The sequence below is a fragment of the Sporanaerobacter acetigenes DSM 13106 genome (genome assembly GCF_900130025.1).
Classification (GTDB): domain Bacteria; phylum Bacillota; class Clostridia; order Tissierellales; family Sporanaerobacteraceae; genus Sporanaerobacter; species Sporanaerobacter acetigenes.
The window spans coordinates 47,706-61,325 of the sequence record NZ_FQXR01000003.1; the positions used below are offsets into that span (position 1 = coordinate 47,706).

Here is a 13,620-nt window from a genome sequence, read left to right on the forward strand (position 1 = left end):
TTTATATCACCTTCTTTATTTAAGTATAGATAAGCCATTACCTGTGCCTATTTTTTCAGCTATCCCTGTAGTTGCGTCAGGTGCGTCATCATGTTTGTTTTTACCCTCTCTCTGATAAGTTGTCATAGCTTTATAATATTCTGGCCATTTATCTCTCCAATTTGCAGGATAATATATGTGATCCATAACCCATGTACTGTTGGATAGTATTCTAGCTTGCTTATTCTTGCTTTGATGGAACCATTTAATTATGGTTTTATTGCTCCTGTGTTTTTCTTTAAGTATTCTTTCGACTGCTCTTGCAAATCCTCTACCACCGTTGTTAGATTCTATATTAGCTACATTTACGCTATACTCGTAAAACCTTCTCGCCACTTCACTTTCCGTAATCTCCATTGGATCTTTTGTATAATAAATATCTAATATATAAGCTTCTCTATTATATTCACCATAAATTATTGAACATAGATAGTCAGAACCTTCGTCAGCTGTATCTGTATATGCTCCAATTCTAGTAAATAGTGAGTTGCCCTTATCATCTCTAGGAATGTCCGCATAAGTCCTAAACGAACTGTATAATTTGCCTTTGATATCTATAGGTACCTGCTGATAGTTCGCACTTGCAATATCTTCACCCATTGCTCTAACTTTAGTGTTATAGCTCTTCTTTGATAGTATTTCATCACATAGCATAGTCCCATTATCTTGCAATGCTTTCATTGACACATGCCTTACTTTTTTCTTTTCTCCTTCGAAATGTTCTAGTGCTCTTCCTGCTAAATCTCCTGTGGCCCATCTAGTCATTATTATTATTATTTTTCCGCCTTCCTCAAGTCTGGACAGCATTGTATTAGTAAACCAGCCCCAATGCTTTTCTAGTACATTTTCATTGTAGGCTTCTTCACTATTCTTGATAAGGTCATCTATAATCATTAAAGAACAACCAAAGCCTGTGGCGGTACCTGTAGGAGAAGTTGCTAAATAGTTATTATATCCACCTTCCAAAGACCATAGATTCATTGCTCCATCACCTTGTTTTATTCTTACATCTGGGAATATATCACTAAATACAATTTTATCTTTATCAGCCTTTTGCTCCTGGATACCATTTCTAACATTCTTTGAAAAAGTTGTCGATAAAGTTTCATTGTATGACCCAGTCATTATTTTTTCATTTTTATTTTGTCCAAATACCCATTGAGCAAATTGTCCTGCTGTTCTGGATTTCCCATGCCTTGGAGGCATATTGATTACTAGTACATCATCATCAGAATGATAGAAATCCTGCATTTCGTCGCATAGTTCTTTTAGATATTCTCTGTCTTTCTTATAGAAATCAGGGGCTAATAAATTGCAAAAATAAAAGAACTCACGTCTTGCAAGTTCTTTTTTTGCTTCTAGTTTTACTAAATCCATATCAATCATCTTGTATCAACTTCTTTAGTTCATCAGTTGTTAAATCTTTAAGTGGATTATTTACTTCCATATCTCCTCTTACATCAATGTCTTGTTTATCTCTCCACTGTTCAGGTTTCCTATTCTTCAACCAGAATATCTGTGCTGTTGTATCTGGTTGGACTTCTTTTCTAACTTTTTTAGTAGTTACCATTTCATAGACTGGGAATCCATGTAAATCTGTCATAGGATCACCTTTTACATCTTTTTTTATTATTCTTTCTTTGGTAACTTCTTCATATCGATATCCTAATGCTCTTTTTAACAATGCGTTTTCTACTTCTCTATCTACTACTTCTTTCCCCTTTTTTAAGGCAGCCGTTAAGTCCGAAAACTTCTTTTTATATTCCTTAAAAGTAGAATAGGCAACTCCTAAATTTTTAGCTATTTGTTCATCTATAAGCCCATCTCTAGCCCATCCTTCTATTTCCATCAGTCTAGGCTCTACATGCGTTTCATATTTACTTGGTCTTCCACCTTTCTTTTTCTTTGCCATCTATCACCACCTACCTTGATTTTATACGTGAAAAAAGAGCCTTATAGGCTCTATTGCTTATCTATAATAATTTCTTCAACTTCTCAATAGACTTTCTATCTTTTTCTAATATCTCACCTGCTATATCTCTAGATCTATCATCCAATTTTCCTCTTAAAACTTTTTCAGTCATATTAACTCCTTTAGTTTCTCCTTCAATAGATTTTTTAATAATTTCATTTGTATCCGCTTCAGTACCTAAATCCATATTGAGCATCATTTCACCCATTTTACCCTTCATACCAAGGTTTTCATCTGGCTGTCCTTCAATATATTGTATATAACTTGCTAACTTATCAATGTTTTCTCTATGTTGCTTCTGAACCTCTTGAAAGGTCTTTTTCACATTCTCATCTTCTAGTCTAGATATGAAATTATTAAAACTATCTACCGCCATGTATTCCCCTTGTAATAATTCATTAAGTGATTTTATTGTTTCTGTATTATTATCCAATTTATTTCCTCCTTAGTGATGATTTATTATATATTATTATTTTTCCACTAAGTTTAAATTTAATACATTATCCCCACTTTACTTGTCTAACTCTCCTACCCTGTTTCCTATAACTATCATGTTGCATAAGTCTTTCTGGTCTATCTCCAAGCTTAATGTCTTTTTTCTTCTGCATTCTACCTATATTCTTCAATTCTCTATATGTATCTATATCATTCTTTTTAAGATATTCTCCTATAATCATTTAGTTCACCTTCTTTTACATATTATAAGGGAGAGAATTTCTTCCCTCCCTTATCGTTTACTTGTCCATACTTTGATTAAGTATTCTATAGTACTCATTCAAAACAGAATCAAGCATTTGACTTACAGCAACCACTTCCGGATCAAGTAAGTCACTTTTTTCTTTAAGTAATTCATTCATGTCTTTGCGAATTTTTTCAATTTGTTCCGCAATATCTTTTACTTCGCACATTTTCACCCCTCCTTTCCAGTTGAGTATATAAAAAGAGGGATTTTATTAATATGCTTAATTTTTTCCAGTATTCTAAAAAACCTAATTGAAAAGTAAAAACAGCCACATTTTTCTGTGACTGTCTCCCGTTAGTCCTATATTTTGTTTTATTAAACCCTGTTGCTTAAATTTCTTCCCAATAACATAATATCACATATAAAATATAAAAGCTGTCCCAAAACTGCCCCTTTTCTGCCCCAAATCTGTTACTTTTTGATTTTGAACCTCATATAGTATGGTTCAAGTATTCTTGCCAGTAGCTCTAAAGCCTCCGAATTCATTTTTCTTATTCCTGAAACTGTTATATAATTCTGCTGTCTAAATTTATCGTTAAAATTGATTTCTATATCTCTCCAAAACATATTCTCAAAATATTTACATTCTATTATAAATCTTTCTTGCCTTGTCAATGCATTTAAAGCTCCATTTAGTTGCTCCAATTCTATCTGATATGGATATATCCTTGATTGATCATCCTTTATCCATTCTTTTAAAAGCCCTATGGCTTCTTCTTTATCCTCTATAGCTAATTCTACAAGTGATTTTTTCCCTCCTGTGCCCCTAGGCATACCTGGTTCCCTTGGTGAACCTAAAAATACATATTCAAACGAATCTGGATTGTTAATAGTTTCTTTATAGTTTTCTACCCTAGCTAAAGTAGTTTCTACTACCGATTTTTTTCTTTTATAATCCTTTAATGCATTTTCTATAACCTTAATGTCCATATTAATCTTCCTCCTTATTCTCCCCTCATAGTAGCTTCTATCTGCTTTTGTACTATTTCAATATTTATTTTAGTAGAGTATATGTATTGCATATTGCTTTCATAAAGACTTTCTGCTATATCCCTCTCCATCTTCAAGTTTGCTATTTTTTTATTACCTCGACATACATCTGATATTATTGTTACTAGCATACCTTCTGCTCTTAGTTTTAATATTTCCTTGGATAACTCTACTCTGTAATCCCTCTCTGCTTTTGCCTTTGCTTGTCCTCTCTCTTTCAATTCTTTTATAGCTTTATTTAAATTGCTTCTATGGATGTTTAGTTCTGTAACTAGATCCTGCATAGTATCACCTCTACTTTTCTATCATGCTTTCCCTCCTCAATCTCAATAAAAAAGGACACCAAACCATTTGCCTGGTGTTAGCAATATGGTCTAGTGTCCGCTGTCTAGGTACAGTAGGACTTATTTAGTTCTATATTTAGTTTATTAGCATATAATTTATTAATGGATTTTGAGAGTCACTCGGACCCGTTTGATGCCAACTTCCATTAAAGAGTCGCTAGCGCTGGCGGCTCTATTTTATTACATATAATATTTGTTATGTTCATTAAGTATATCTGTTTTCTATTTGCAAAGTTCCCTTTTCATCCCCCACAATCTTATCCGATATACTAAATTTTTCACCATCCTCTACTCCCTTAAAATATGCTTCATTAAACCCTTGAAAGTTGGTATTTGTATTAATACTGCCTATAAATTCTTTTTTCTCATAAGCTTCCACTACTTCTTTATCTCTCGCTAATACTAATCCCCACTCTTGGTTTTCTTGTTTCTGTTCTTCGAAAGCATACTCTAAGCCTTCTATGAAGCCTAAAGCATAATCATTTTCTAATCCTTTTGTCGAATAACCTTCTTTTCTATATTGATATCTTAATCTGTTTACTACAGAATTTATACTATCTACTGCATATTCAAGCACCATTTTACAAACAGTTACATCCTCATCTTTTCCCATAAAGATAATTGTATGGGTTCTGTTAGTTCCATAGTAATGATAGCATCCAAAATTTTCAGCAATTAAATCTGCTAACTTTCCTTTCCATTTTCCTTGCCTGAATGTTATATTCGTTTTACCTTCCATTACGTTTATATCTTCATGTTCCTCTATCTCTTTTAATGAAAGCTTATGCTTGGCCAATAATTCTTGAGCCTTTAACATGGCCACCTTTGCTTCATATTCATTTGAGCTTTCACTTAATGCTAAGAGCTTTTTTATTTTTATAATTATGTTATTTTCCACTTAATACACCTTCTTTCTATTTTTCAGTGTATACTCTGCATTCAGCTGCCCTTCATGATTTTTTATTTCTATTGTGAAAAAGTCTAAACTATTCATTTTTTCAGCTGTATCTACTATTTCATCTATGTAGCATATGATTTCATTTTTTAAACTTTGTTTTTTTGTTCTACTGTATTGCTGATTTATCTCCATAGCTGTTCCTCCTACTCTTCATTTCCTAGATGAGTTTTACGAAAGTACTCTATGTCAAAATGTTCATTGTAAAAATAGTCTTTCTCTGCTATGGCCCTGCAAAGACAATATCTTTGTTTATCAGAAATCCTTCTGCTTTTGTCATAATAATCTAATATTTTGCCTACTAAGTCGTACTCTTCTATGATGTATTCGCTTTCTTCTTCCTCTAACACCTGCCTTGCAAGTGTTATTATTTCTTTGTCAGTAAAGCTTAAAAATGTTTCAGCCCTTCCTTGAATTTCCAGCTCTTCTAAACGATATCTTTCTTCATGTTCATCATAAATACTCACTTTTATCCCTCCTATATGCTCTTACCAATTAACCAATTAATGCACTCATCTTTTGTTTTAAATATTCCAGTTATAGCTTTCCCTTTGCTATTGTTGATACCTACATAGTAATCTAAATCACCTAAGGGGAAGCTATAGTAGAATAACCCTTTGGGCTCTTTATTCTTTGTTACTCTTATACCTTCTTGTTGAGTTATTTCATTAACCATATTTCCCCTCCTAACTCACCATCTCATATAGTTTTTCTCTTGTCTGTCTTGGTACCATCTCTCCTATAGCCGCTATACAATTCTCCTGTTCGTATATCTTCATAGCCTTATTTGTATAAGACTTGAAAAGGTCCATGTCTCCATTGAGGTATCTTATCACCGCTCTGGCACAATATTCCATAGCAAGCATTATTTATTCCTCCTCGTCCCAAATATTTTCATCTAAAATTTGTTCATGGACTATATCTATATTCTCGTCGTATTCCGTTCCAAAATAGTTTGTATATACCATTTCTTCATACTTGAACACAATTAAAATTTCGCTATTTTCTTTGAATTTCATGTCGTCTAGATAAAAAGATAACCCTACTTCTTCTAAAAAATATTGTACTCTTTCATCGGGATAATATATATCCTCTGCATATTCAACCTTGCCATCTTCTCCTGTTATAATCCTTGCATATCCTAGCTCGATACATTCCATTATTTCACCACCTTCAAACTTAAATCTGGATACTGATACTCAAACAACTTCTTTTTCAGTTTAAACACATCAGTTTCCATCCCTTTAACATCAACTATTTCTACTTTCCCATCTGCATATGTAACTTTGAAATCTGCTATATATGTTATTGCTCTATGTGTTTTACCGTTCTTTTTAAATTTTTCTTGAAGTATAAACTTAGGTTGTAGTTCTATTTCTTTAACTATTCCAGCTCGTTTTAGTAACTTTAAACTGCAGTAATATTCAGCTTCCTTCTTGCTATCAAATGTAATGCCATCTACAACTGATTTCTTGTTGCTATATTTAGACTTCTTTGGTTTCTTCTGTCCCATGTATTCTAAATATTGTTCTTTTGACCATCTCAATGTATCAGCTCCTTAAAATTTTGCTATACATGTAAGTTTTTAATAACGTTCCTTTAATTAGCTTTTTCCATAGCTTTCTAACCCTCATTTCCAGTTCAGCTCCTTCAAAATCTTATAAATATGGTGTATGCTTAAACCAGTCATTTCCGATATCTCTCTCATTGTGTACTCCGCTAAATACATGATCTTAACTTTTTCTATCAGTTCTTCTGGATAAGTCACATTATCAACTCTCCTTTCTTTTTTAGATAACTTTAATCACACTTTCTTCAGTCATACATAAACTATTACTGAGTTTTAAAAAATCTATTTTAAATAGGAGGCGTTTTATTATGACTGATAATCAATGCCGTCGTGGAATATTCGGTGGTGGAGATTGTGGTATGGATGATTCTCTACTATTCTTTTTCCTACTTTTAGTAATTCTTTTCTGTAACTGCGATATGTTTGGCGGAAGATGTTAATTGTCACACCAGTCGGGGCTTGTCCCCGATTTTCTTATGTCCCCAATCCCTCCTAAATACTTAATAAAGCCTACAATGCTTCACTTTGCTTTTTTAACTTTTCCATATATTCTTGTCTTTTTCTTTCCGCTACAGCTTCAAGCTCATCAGCCGAATACTTGTCCGAACGCTGTTTAAAGTTGTGAAATTTAGTCTTTTTAGCCTGTACTGTATTTTGTGTTTTATCTTGGTCCGTAGATAGTTTCATTCCTCCACTAGCTTTCCAATTTTGGAGTATTCCCTCTACATACGTTTTGGTCCGTTTCCCTCTTTTTTCAGCTTCTAATATTGCGTTTTTAACCCAATCAAATCCATATCTATCTTTAAGATCCATAAGCCAATCAGAAGTTAGACCATTAACATCAAAACCACATTTCTGATAAAGTTTTGCTAGTTCCTTAAATTCTTCGTCAAAACTTTCTTTTTCTATTTCTGTAGTAGTACTATTACATATGTTTTGTTTAGTTTCGTTTAGTTTATATAATGCTGAAGGGTTTACCTCATGACTTACCTCATGACTTACCTCATGACTTACCTCAATATTTGAGGTATCCTCTTTTCTTACCTCAGTATTTGAGGTAACACTGTTGTTATCTTCTTGTTTTACCTCAGTATTTGAGGTAAAAGATATTATTCTATATTTGCCAGCTTTCTGTTTTCCTTGATTTTTATATTCAATTCTTCCTTTTTGTATAAGGATATTTCTATGTTTATTTAAAGTGTTTTCTGAGATTCCCACCTTTGCCATTAAGGTTAGATTGGCTATTGTAAACCACTCTGGCCAACCACTCTTGTTTGCAATTGCCATAATATGAAACCACAAAGCCTGTGTGTTTGCTTCCAATGGGTTTATTTCAAGCCAATCCATAAAGGAATTAATCTCTCTAATATAGTTCATCTAGCTATCACCTACTTCTAAGGACCAGGGGCAAAACCCCTAGCCTAAAATGGTATATCTTCATCTGCTCCATCTTGATTCCATGGAAGGTTAGCTTCTTCTTCTGGGTCTATTCCTTCAAAACCATCAATTACTTCTGGTTCTTTTGGTTGTGCTTTATTTTTATTTCCCTTTGCTTGCTTATTGCCATCCAATACCATCTTTGCTGCCTTTTTAACTACTTCTTCCTTCGCTTTGTCTATTAGCCATTCCAAATAATCTGGTTGCACTTTTAATATTTCTTTCAATGTTTTCCCTTTAAACTTACCAAAATCTAATCTTAGGTTTTCTGCTTCTGTTTCTGTCAGATTCGTTACTTCTTCCTGCTGTATAAATTCTTTCATATCTTCTATATCCTGAGTAAATACTTCGCTTAGGCTGGCTACTGCTAAAGTTGCGTCTATCTGCGCTCTTTTCTTAGCCATTTTGAGTATTGTATTAGCTTGGCTATATATTTCATCATTCTCAACCTGATATTCTGTCTTACCCCATCTATTTGTCTTCTGCTTCAAACTATCTTTATCGATTCCTATAGGAAGATCTTCTTCTTTAGTCCATCTCCACCTATATTTATTTTCTTTAGAATTACAAGAACCTACTCCTTCTGTTATTTTGTAGCCACCTTTTGACAAAATACATTTCATTGTATATGCAAATATTCCTTTATCATAATCTTCTATCTTTTCAACTATTTCATATTCACTAGTAAGACCAAACATCATCAAGAGTTTTTCTGCACCAGGTTTAAGTAGTGTTGGCTTTGAAGTACCTGGAATTGTATCATAATCATGACCTGCCTTTAATGATGCCTGTACTGCTGCTTGTACCTGTGTAATTTTTTTCAACGTACCAACAATCTCATTTACTTCCACACTTTCAATCAAACTCATCATCATGTTTTCTTCACTCATATTATTAGTCATGCTTACACCTCCACTTTAAATTCTTCTGGTTTGGTCTCTAGTTTAAGGCCTTCTATTTCGACTATTTCACCAGTTTCTTTATCAATTATATGATTGCCATTGATATCTAATTTCTTCTTAAATTCAGCCCAATCAAAATCTTTTTTCATTTTTATATATTCTTGCATATTCTCATGCTTATCTGCTTCAAAATATTCTCTTAGCTTTGATTCAAAGAAACTTGTTTCTTGTTCCATTTTTTCTCTTTCTTTCTTTAGGGCCTCTTCTATCTGTTGTATCTTTGCTTTTGCTACCATTTCAAATCTATTGTATTCCGCCTTAGATTCTCTAATCTTATCCAAACACCAATCAGCTTCTAAATCATCTTTAACTTTCCAAACTTCTTTTTCTTCCTCTTGAATATCTAAAACCTCATCAATCATATTTATCATTAAATTTTCCATTACTATTCCTCCCCCTCAATTTTTCTAGTTTGTGTTTTTATTTCTAATTCTGCTTTAACTACAAAGTCTTTATCACATCCACCCTCATCAGCATCACAAGTCACAACAATTGGGGCTATATAACTCCCCGTCCTAGGAAAATCTACTGCCATGCATACATCTTTCCCACAATAAGGACATTTTACTTTTATGTTTCTATACATCTTTGACATTTTTATTCCTCCTTCGACATTTTCAATTATATGGCCACTTTCTCATAATCTTGGACTTGTTTTATTTGCAATTCTAATATTTTCTTAAAAATTCTATATTCCAATCCATTTGGAATCTTTGTGTGTTTTCTTAATTCCCTTACCGATTCCTGCCCTTCTATAATTGCTTGTCTCACATCAGTTTCATCCATGCTATATGTCTCATTAAAAATTAATGTTAGTGGTTGTACTGGAGCAATAGAAACTTCTTCCTCTACAACTACTACATTGTCTTTGCTACCTCTTTTCATTGCATCTTTATATGTTTGTTCTGTAATCAATTCCCATTCTATACATCCATCACTATTATTTGTAAAAGCCTTTTGTTTCAGGAAAAATACTTGTCCCTCTAAAATGTATTGGTAGTACCTACTCCATCTAAGTCTAAAACTACTATGTCTCCCCATTTTTATTCTCCTTTCATCTTCTACTAAAAAATGTGCTATAATAGAAGTAATCTAATTTTTTATTTCTTGGATCTTTTCAGATTGCCGTCTGAGAGATCCTTTTTTTATAGCGTTCTATTCTCCAATCCACGCTGTAAGGACTTATCCCATATATTTCTCCTATTTTTCGGCGGTACATTCCTTGTTCTTTCATCTTTATCATGTCCTTAACATCTTCGTCGGTTAGCTTGTATGCTGACTCGGATATTACTGCAAAGGCTTGTTCTGGTGTTGCCACATCTTCTCGAAGAATCGCTATGCATAAAGCTGCTATGTTGTATCTTAAATCAAATGCTGTTTCTCCCATCTTACTCACCCCTTTCACTTTGAAAATACAACTGATAGTGCAGCACCTGCCATTTCAAATACTTCTTTAGTAACTTCACTCCATTCTTTTTCTTCATGTTCTTCTACTTCTCCATCACATGCAATTTTTATCATTGAAGGTTTAATAGTCTCTACATCCCCAGATTCTTTCTGTAACACTAATACTGACTTAGCTATATCTTCTATATTGATTTCAGGTAAACACCTTCTTCCAACCTTTGTTGATAACCTTAAGTGTTCATATCCCAGCCAACTAGCTTCATATATTTCTACCATCTTGTCCACTATTTCTCCATTAGGAATTGGATCACATGCTTCATATCCTGCCAATGTCCTTGTCCCAACATTAAGTAATTCAGCTGCTTGTTCTTGAGTTAATTCTGCACGATTCCTTGCTAATTGATATATACTTCTGCACCTTTCTTTCATTCTTTTTCACTCCTTTCAGTGATATTATTTAATTAATGAAGAAACTAAGTTTGATTCTTTTCTACCTTCCCCATATTGCTTACCAGTAAGAAGGTACCTATCTCTCTTCTTTTTCCTCTCTCTTCATGTCCATAGCTAATGTCACTAGATATATTCCTGCTAAAACAAAAGCTATTATAGGATTCAAAGGGCTACATATAAAACTGTCCATCATTTCACCCCCTTAACCCCATGTTCCATTGCTGTAATAGTGCAACCAGTCACCATTTTTAAAATGAACTTCTATAAAATTCTTATACTCTATTACTCTGATAGGTTTATAATCATCTTTATAATAGCTTCCAACTACTGAATTATGTTCCTTGTATACTCTCTCAAAATGTTTCTTAGCTGCTTCTGACATTTGGTTGTAGCCTTTTACTTTTGAAAAATCAATTTCAATGTAATTCATCATTTTTCACTCCAATCTTAAAAATCTCTTTATTTCCTCAACTGACTTTCCTTCCTCTGCCATTTTAATGACTTCTCCAGTAACTATTTCAGCTGCCATATCTGTATTTCTCTCTATTATCTTTCTTCTATGTTCTTCTGTAAGTTCCTCAAATGGAACTCCTTCAATTGTGACTATTATTCTTTCAGGAACTGCCATATCATCACCTCAATAGAATGTATGAATTTTCTAGTTTGTACTATTCCTATGCAGCATATTTTTATCTTTAAGCTATTTCTTTTTTTTGAAATATATCTAATAAAAATTGTCTTCCAGTTTCAGTCCATTTTCTGTCATAAACAACTTTTCCGTTTTCAAGAACGTTTTGTTTTATGCTTACATATCCTCTTTCTGAATAACTAGCAGTTAAAACCCAAGTTCTATTTACCTTGTACTGTATTTTGTTTTTTTCTAATTCCTTATTTAAAGCCGTAGCACTTCTAAAACCTAGTTCCTTTGCTATTTCTGTAGTTGTATACAATTTATTTGAATGTGTAAGCATTTCAAGTTTCCCGGATAATTCTATGACTTTGTTCTGGTAGTCTAACATTTTCACATTAGCTATTTGTAATGCTCTAGCCATAACGCTTTCAGGCGAATTCCATTGCTTTTCTACTTCTATAAAATAATCTCTAATTCTCCAAGCTTTTTCTCCACCAGATACCATACATAAATGTTTAGCTATATCAATTGGAATGACATAATCAATGAATTCTTGATTATTATTGTTAGTGTACCTTGAGGTACAGTAGGTTTTATTTTCTTCTAACCCAAGTCTTTCTACTTGATTTTCCCACCAAGACGAAAATCTTTTATTGATTCCTAATTTTCCATGCAATTCTCTTGCACTTATAATTTGTTGACCTTTATTATCAATTTCAACTTTGATTAAACCGTTCATCATTTGTCCCCCTTTCACTTTTATTCAATATCTACAACTAACAAATTTTCATATCTCTCTTTCTCGTAATCATCCATTACTTCATAAGCTTTTTTATTAAACTTATTCTCATTAAAACTACTAACTGCATGACCATCTTCTATTACTGATATAAAGCCTGTTCTTAAATAAAAATCATTCATATCTTGTACTTCAAGATCATCAACAAAGTTTTCCCTTGCCATTTTTCTCTCTCCTTTCTTTCTGTCCACTCATCCCCGTTATGGTAAAATGTTCTAAAGGGGGTGAATAGAATTGACCGAAAAAGAATTTCTTGATTTTTTCAATCAAATAGACGAAAACATTTTAAAATTAGTAATTGAAGATTCTTGTAAACAGGGTCAAGAACACTACAATAATCTCATTCTAGAAGGCTGGTCACAAGATGAAGCATTGTTTGATTTGATAATGAAAACTTCATATCGAGCTATGAAATATGCTGTTATGGCAACCTTGTATTTCTCTACTAACTTAGAATCTGAAAAACCTAAAACTAAAGAAGAATTAAAGAAACTTTTTACTATCATCAAATAATTTTTTCAATCTAGGTCTTTCTAAATCTGGTTTTTGACAATTTAATTTATAATCATCCTTTGATTCAAGCTGCTCTTGGACTAACTCTCCAAGAGTGGCAATCCTTTTTTCTAATTTTCCCTTTTCCACCTCTTGCACCTCCTTCTAAAATTTACTTCTTTTTTTGAATCGTTTTATGTGTGATAATTTAACTATGCTGGTTTATCATCCAACAATTCTACTACTGATACTCCTAAGGCTTTTGCTATTCTTTTTATTTCCTCTACGTTTGGGATACTCTTTGAATTCTCCCAATCTGATATTGTAGTCTGTGGAATTAAAGCTCTTTTACCAAGTTCTGTTTGACTCATTTTTAGTTCAAGTCTTAAAGTTCTAATTCTATTACCTAGCTGCATTGACTTTCCTCCTCTCGCATTAACGTTGTGTCGTTATCTTTAATTATATATTGAGTTTTTAGAATTGTCAACGGTGTATCGTTAATATTTTTTAAATTTCTTTGATATAATTTATTTAACGATTGTCCGTTATTATATTAAGGTGGTGCTAATCTTGACTATTGCTGAGGCTACTGCTCAAAGAATATTAGATTTATGCCAAGAAAATAACATTAGTATAAATAAACTTGCTAACTTATCAGGGATTACTCAGTCAACTTTAAATAGCATTGTTAATGGTGAGAGTAAAAACCCCCAACTTAAAACTATCGTAAAAATTTGTTACGGCTTAGACATATCTTTAAAGACATTCTTTGATAGCTACATCTTTGATGACTTAGATGTTTTCTAAATACATATAAGGAGTGTGATTTA

At 32.7% G+C, this 13,620-nt stretch carries 30 protein-coding genes; 3 read left to right on the forward strand and 27 right to left on the reverse strand.

Annotation, left to right across the window (positions count from 1 at the left end):
- Nucleotides 1–15: 15 nt before the first annotated feature.
- From terL to BUA21_RS02485, 14 genes are all read right to left on the reverse strand, one after another.
- Nucleotides 16–1,416 carry a phage terminase large subunit gene (gene terL, locus BUA21_RS02425; RefSeq protein ID WP_200796494.1) on the reverse strand — a complete coding sequence of 467 codons (1,401 nt, stop codon included), beginning with the start codon at nucleotides 1,414–1,416 and terminating at the stop codon, nucleotides 16–18.
- A 1-nt stretch (nucleotide 1,417) separates the two neighbouring features.
- Nucleotides 1,418–1,951 (reverse strand): transposase, encoded by a 534-nt coding sequence (locus tag BUA21_RS02430; protein ID WP_072743074.1) that lies wholly within the window; start codon nucleotides 1,949–1,951, stop codon nucleotides 1,418–1,420.
- Nucleotides 1,952–2,012: 61 nt separating this feature from the next.
- A complete protein-coding gene (locus tag BUA21_RS02435) occupies nucleotides 2,013–2,444 on the reverse strand; it encodes a DUF2383 domain-containing protein (RefSeq protein ID WP_072743076.1) in 432 nt (143 codons plus the stop codon).
- A gap of 67 nt (nucleotides 2,445–2,511) precedes the next feature.
- Complete coding sequence (locus tag BUA21_RS14635) at nucleotides 2,512–2,688, reverse strand: hypothetical protein (protein ID WP_158281639.1); 177 nt, start codon at nucleotides 2,686–2,688, stop codon at nucleotides 2,512–2,514.
- 57 nt (nucleotides 2,689–2,745) lie between these two features.
- Nucleotides 2,746–2,919, reverse strand: coding sequence for an aspartyl-phosphate phosphatase Spo0E family protein (locus BUA21_RS02440; RefSeq protein WP_072743078.1), 174 nt, complete (start codon nucleotides 2,917–2,919; stop codon nucleotides 2,746–2,748).
- 245 nt (nucleotides 2,920–3,164) lie between these two features.
- The gene (locus tag BUA21_RS02445; protein WP_200796495.1) at nucleotides 3,165–3,683 is read right to left on the reverse strand and encodes a hypothetical protein; all 519 of its coding nucleotides are present in this window, start codon (nucleotides 3,681–3,683) and stop codon (nucleotides 3,165–3,167) included.
- A gap of 14 nt (nucleotides 3,684–3,697) precedes the next feature.
- Nucleotides 3,698–4,027 (reverse strand): hypothetical protein, encoded by a 330-nt coding sequence (locus BUA21_RS02450; protein WP_072743080.1) that lies wholly within the window; start codon nucleotides 4,025–4,027, stop codon nucleotides 3,698–3,700.
- Nucleotides 4,028–4,292: 265 nt separating this feature from the next.
- Complete coding sequence (locus tag BUA21_RS02455) at nucleotides 4,293–4,985, reverse strand: DUF2786 domain-containing protein (RefSeq protein ID WP_072743083.1); 693 nt, start codon at nucleotides 4,983–4,985, stop codon at nucleotides 4,293–4,295.
- Nucleotides 4,986–5,177 carry a hypothetical protein gene (locus BUA21_RS02460; protein ID WP_072743085.1) on the reverse strand — a complete coding sequence of 64 codons (192 nt, stop codon included), beginning with the start codon at nucleotides 5,175–5,177 and terminating at the stop codon, nucleotides 4,986–4,988.
- Between the two features lie 11 nt (nucleotides 5,178–5,188).
- Entirely contained in the window at nucleotides 5,189–5,509 is a 321-nt protein-coding gene (locus tag BUA21_RS02465) for a hypothetical protein (RefSeq protein ID WP_072743087.1), read from the reverse strand.
- 11 nt (nucleotides 5,510–5,520) lie between these two features.
- Complete coding sequence (locus BUA21_RS02470) at nucleotides 5,521–5,718, reverse strand: hypothetical protein (RefSeq protein WP_072743089.1); 198 nt, start codon at nucleotides 5,716–5,718, stop codon at nucleotides 5,521–5,523.
- Nucleotides 5,719–5,728: 10 nt separating this feature from the next.
- Nucleotides 5,729–5,908: a hypothetical protein gene (locus tag BUA21_RS02475; RefSeq protein WP_072743092.1), complete on the reverse strand. Its 180-nt coding sequence runs from the start codon at nucleotides 5,906–5,908 to the stop codon at nucleotides 5,729–5,731.
- Between the two features lie 3 nt (nucleotides 5,909–5,911).
- On the reverse strand, nucleotides 5,912–6,202 hold the full coding sequence (locus BUA21_RS02480) for a hypothetical protein (protein WP_072743094.1): 291 nt from the start codon (nucleotides 6,200–6,202) through the stop codon (nucleotides 5,912–5,914).
- Nucleotides 6,202–6,588: a DUF1064 domain-containing protein gene (locus BUA21_RS02485; protein WP_327198027.1), complete on the reverse strand. Its 387-nt coding sequence runs from the start codon at nucleotides 6,586–6,588 to the stop codon at nucleotides 6,202–6,204. The genes BUA21_RS02480 and BUA21_RS02485 overlap by 1 nt, the downstream gene beginning before the upstream one ends.
- A 332-nt stretch (nucleotides 6,589–6,920) precedes the next feature.
- On the opposite strand from BUA21_RS02485, the gene BUA21_RS15175 reads away from it, so the two are divergent.
- Entirely contained in the window at nucleotides 6,921–7,052 is a 132-nt protein-coding gene (locus BUA21_RS15175) for a hypothetical protein (RefSeq protein ID WP_268801874.1), read from the forward strand.
- Between the two features lie 70 nt (nucleotides 7,053–7,122).
- On the opposite strand, the gene BUA21_RS02490 is transcribed toward BUA21_RS15175, so the two are convergent.
- From BUA21_RS02490 to BUA21_RS02540, 11 genes are all read right to left on the reverse strand, one after another.
- Nucleotides 7,123–7,989, reverse strand: coding sequence for a helix-turn-helix domain-containing protein (locus BUA21_RS02490; RefSeq protein WP_072743095.1), 867 nt, complete (start codon nucleotides 7,987–7,989; stop codon nucleotides 7,123–7,125).
- Between the two features lie 44 nt (nucleotides 7,990–8,033).
- Nucleotides 8,034–8,951 carry an exodeoxyribonuclease X C-terminal domain-containing protein gene (locus BUA21_RS02495; RefSeq protein WP_072743096.1) on the reverse strand — a complete coding sequence of 306 codons (918 nt, stop codon included), beginning with the start codon at nucleotides 8,949–8,951 and terminating at the stop codon, nucleotides 8,034–8,036.
- Nucleotides 8,952–8,953: 2 nt separating this feature from the next.
- A complete protein-coding gene (locus BUA21_RS02500) occupies nucleotides 8,954–9,394 on the reverse strand; it encodes a host-nuclease inhibitor Gam family protein (RefSeq protein ID WP_072743097.1) in 441 nt (146 codons plus the stop codon).
- Between the two features lie 2 nt (nucleotides 9,395–9,396).
- Complete coding sequence (locus BUA21_RS02505; RefSeq protein WP_072743098.1) at nucleotides 9,397–9,606, reverse strand: hypothetical protein; 210 nt, start codon at nucleotides 9,604–9,606, stop codon at nucleotides 9,397–9,399.
- A 26-nt stretch (nucleotides 9,607–9,632) separates the two neighbouring features.
- Complete coding sequence (locus BUA21_RS02510; protein ID WP_072743099.1) at nucleotides 9,633–10,052, reverse strand: hypothetical protein; 420 nt, start codon at nucleotides 10,050–10,052, stop codon at nucleotides 9,633–9,635.
- A 76-nt stretch (nucleotides 10,053–10,128) separates the two neighbouring features.
- A complete protein-coding gene (locus BUA21_RS02515; RefSeq protein WP_072743100.1) occupies nucleotides 10,129–10,398 on the reverse strand; it encodes a hypothetical protein in 270 nt (89 codons plus the stop codon).
- Between the two features lie 14 nt (nucleotides 10,399–10,412).
- Nucleotides 10,413–10,847, reverse strand: a complete 435-nt coding sequence (locus tag BUA21_RS02520) for a helix-turn-helix domain-containing protein (RefSeq protein ID WP_072743101.1) — start codon at nucleotides 10,845–10,847, stop codon at nucleotides 10,413–10,415.
- A 223-nt stretch (nucleotides 10,848–11,070) separates the two neighbouring features.
- The gene (locus BUA21_RS02525; protein ID WP_072743102.1) at nucleotides 11,071–11,298 is read right to left on the reverse strand and encodes a hypothetical protein; all 228 of its coding nucleotides are present in this window, start codon (nucleotides 11,296–11,298) and stop codon (nucleotides 11,071–11,073) included.
- Nucleotides 11,299–11,304: 6 nt separating this feature from the next.
- Nucleotides 11,305–11,496, reverse strand: coding sequence for a hypothetical protein (locus tag BUA21_RS02530; RefSeq protein ID WP_072743103.1), 192 nt, complete (start codon nucleotides 11,494–11,496; stop codon nucleotides 11,305–11,307).
- A gap of 67 nt (nucleotides 11,497–11,563) precedes the next feature.
- Nucleotides 11,564–12,238, reverse strand: a complete 675-nt coding sequence (locus BUA21_RS02535) for an antA/AntB antirepressor family protein (RefSeq protein ID WP_072743104.1) — start codon at nucleotides 12,236–12,238, stop codon at nucleotides 11,564–11,566.
- Nucleotides 12,239–12,258: 20 nt separating this feature from the next.
- A complete protein-coding gene (locus tag BUA21_RS02540) occupies nucleotides 12,259–12,462 on the reverse strand; it encodes a hypothetical protein (RefSeq protein ID WP_072743105.1) in 204 nt (67 codons plus the stop codon).
- Between the two features lie 70 nt (nucleotides 12,463–12,532).
- Here BUA21_RS02540 and BUA21_RS02545 point away from each other — a divergent pair, with 70 nt between their 5' ends.
- Nucleotides 12,533–12,811: a hypothetical protein gene (locus tag BUA21_RS02545; RefSeq protein ID WP_072743106.1), complete on the forward strand. Its 279-nt coding sequence runs from the start codon at nucleotides 12,533–12,535 to the stop codon at nucleotides 12,809–12,811.
- On the opposite strand, the gene BUA21_RS14640 is transcribed toward BUA21_RS02545, so the two are convergent.
- Nucleotides 12,782–12,940: a hypothetical protein gene (locus tag BUA21_RS14640; protein ID WP_159429085.1), complete on the reverse strand. Its 159-nt coding sequence runs from the start codon at nucleotides 12,938–12,940 to the stop codon at nucleotides 12,782–12,784. The genes BUA21_RS02545 and BUA21_RS14640 overlap by 30 nt on opposite strands.
- Before the next feature lie 62 nt (nucleotides 12,941–13,002).
- A complete protein-coding gene (locus BUA21_RS02550; protein ID WP_072743107.1) occupies nucleotides 13,003–13,206 on the reverse strand; it encodes a helix-turn-helix domain-containing protein in 204 nt (67 codons plus the stop codon).
- Nucleotides 13,207–13,360: 154 nt separating this feature from the next.
- On the opposite strand from BUA21_RS02550, the gene BUA21_RS02555 reads away from it, so the two are divergent.
- On the forward strand, nucleotides 13,361–13,597 hold the full coding sequence (locus BUA21_RS02555) for a helix-turn-helix domain-containing protein (RefSeq protein ID WP_072743108.1): 237 nt from the start codon (nucleotides 13,361–13,363) through the stop codon (nucleotides 13,595–13,597).
- The last annotated feature ends 23 nt before the right edge of the window (nucleotides 13,598–13,620 follow it).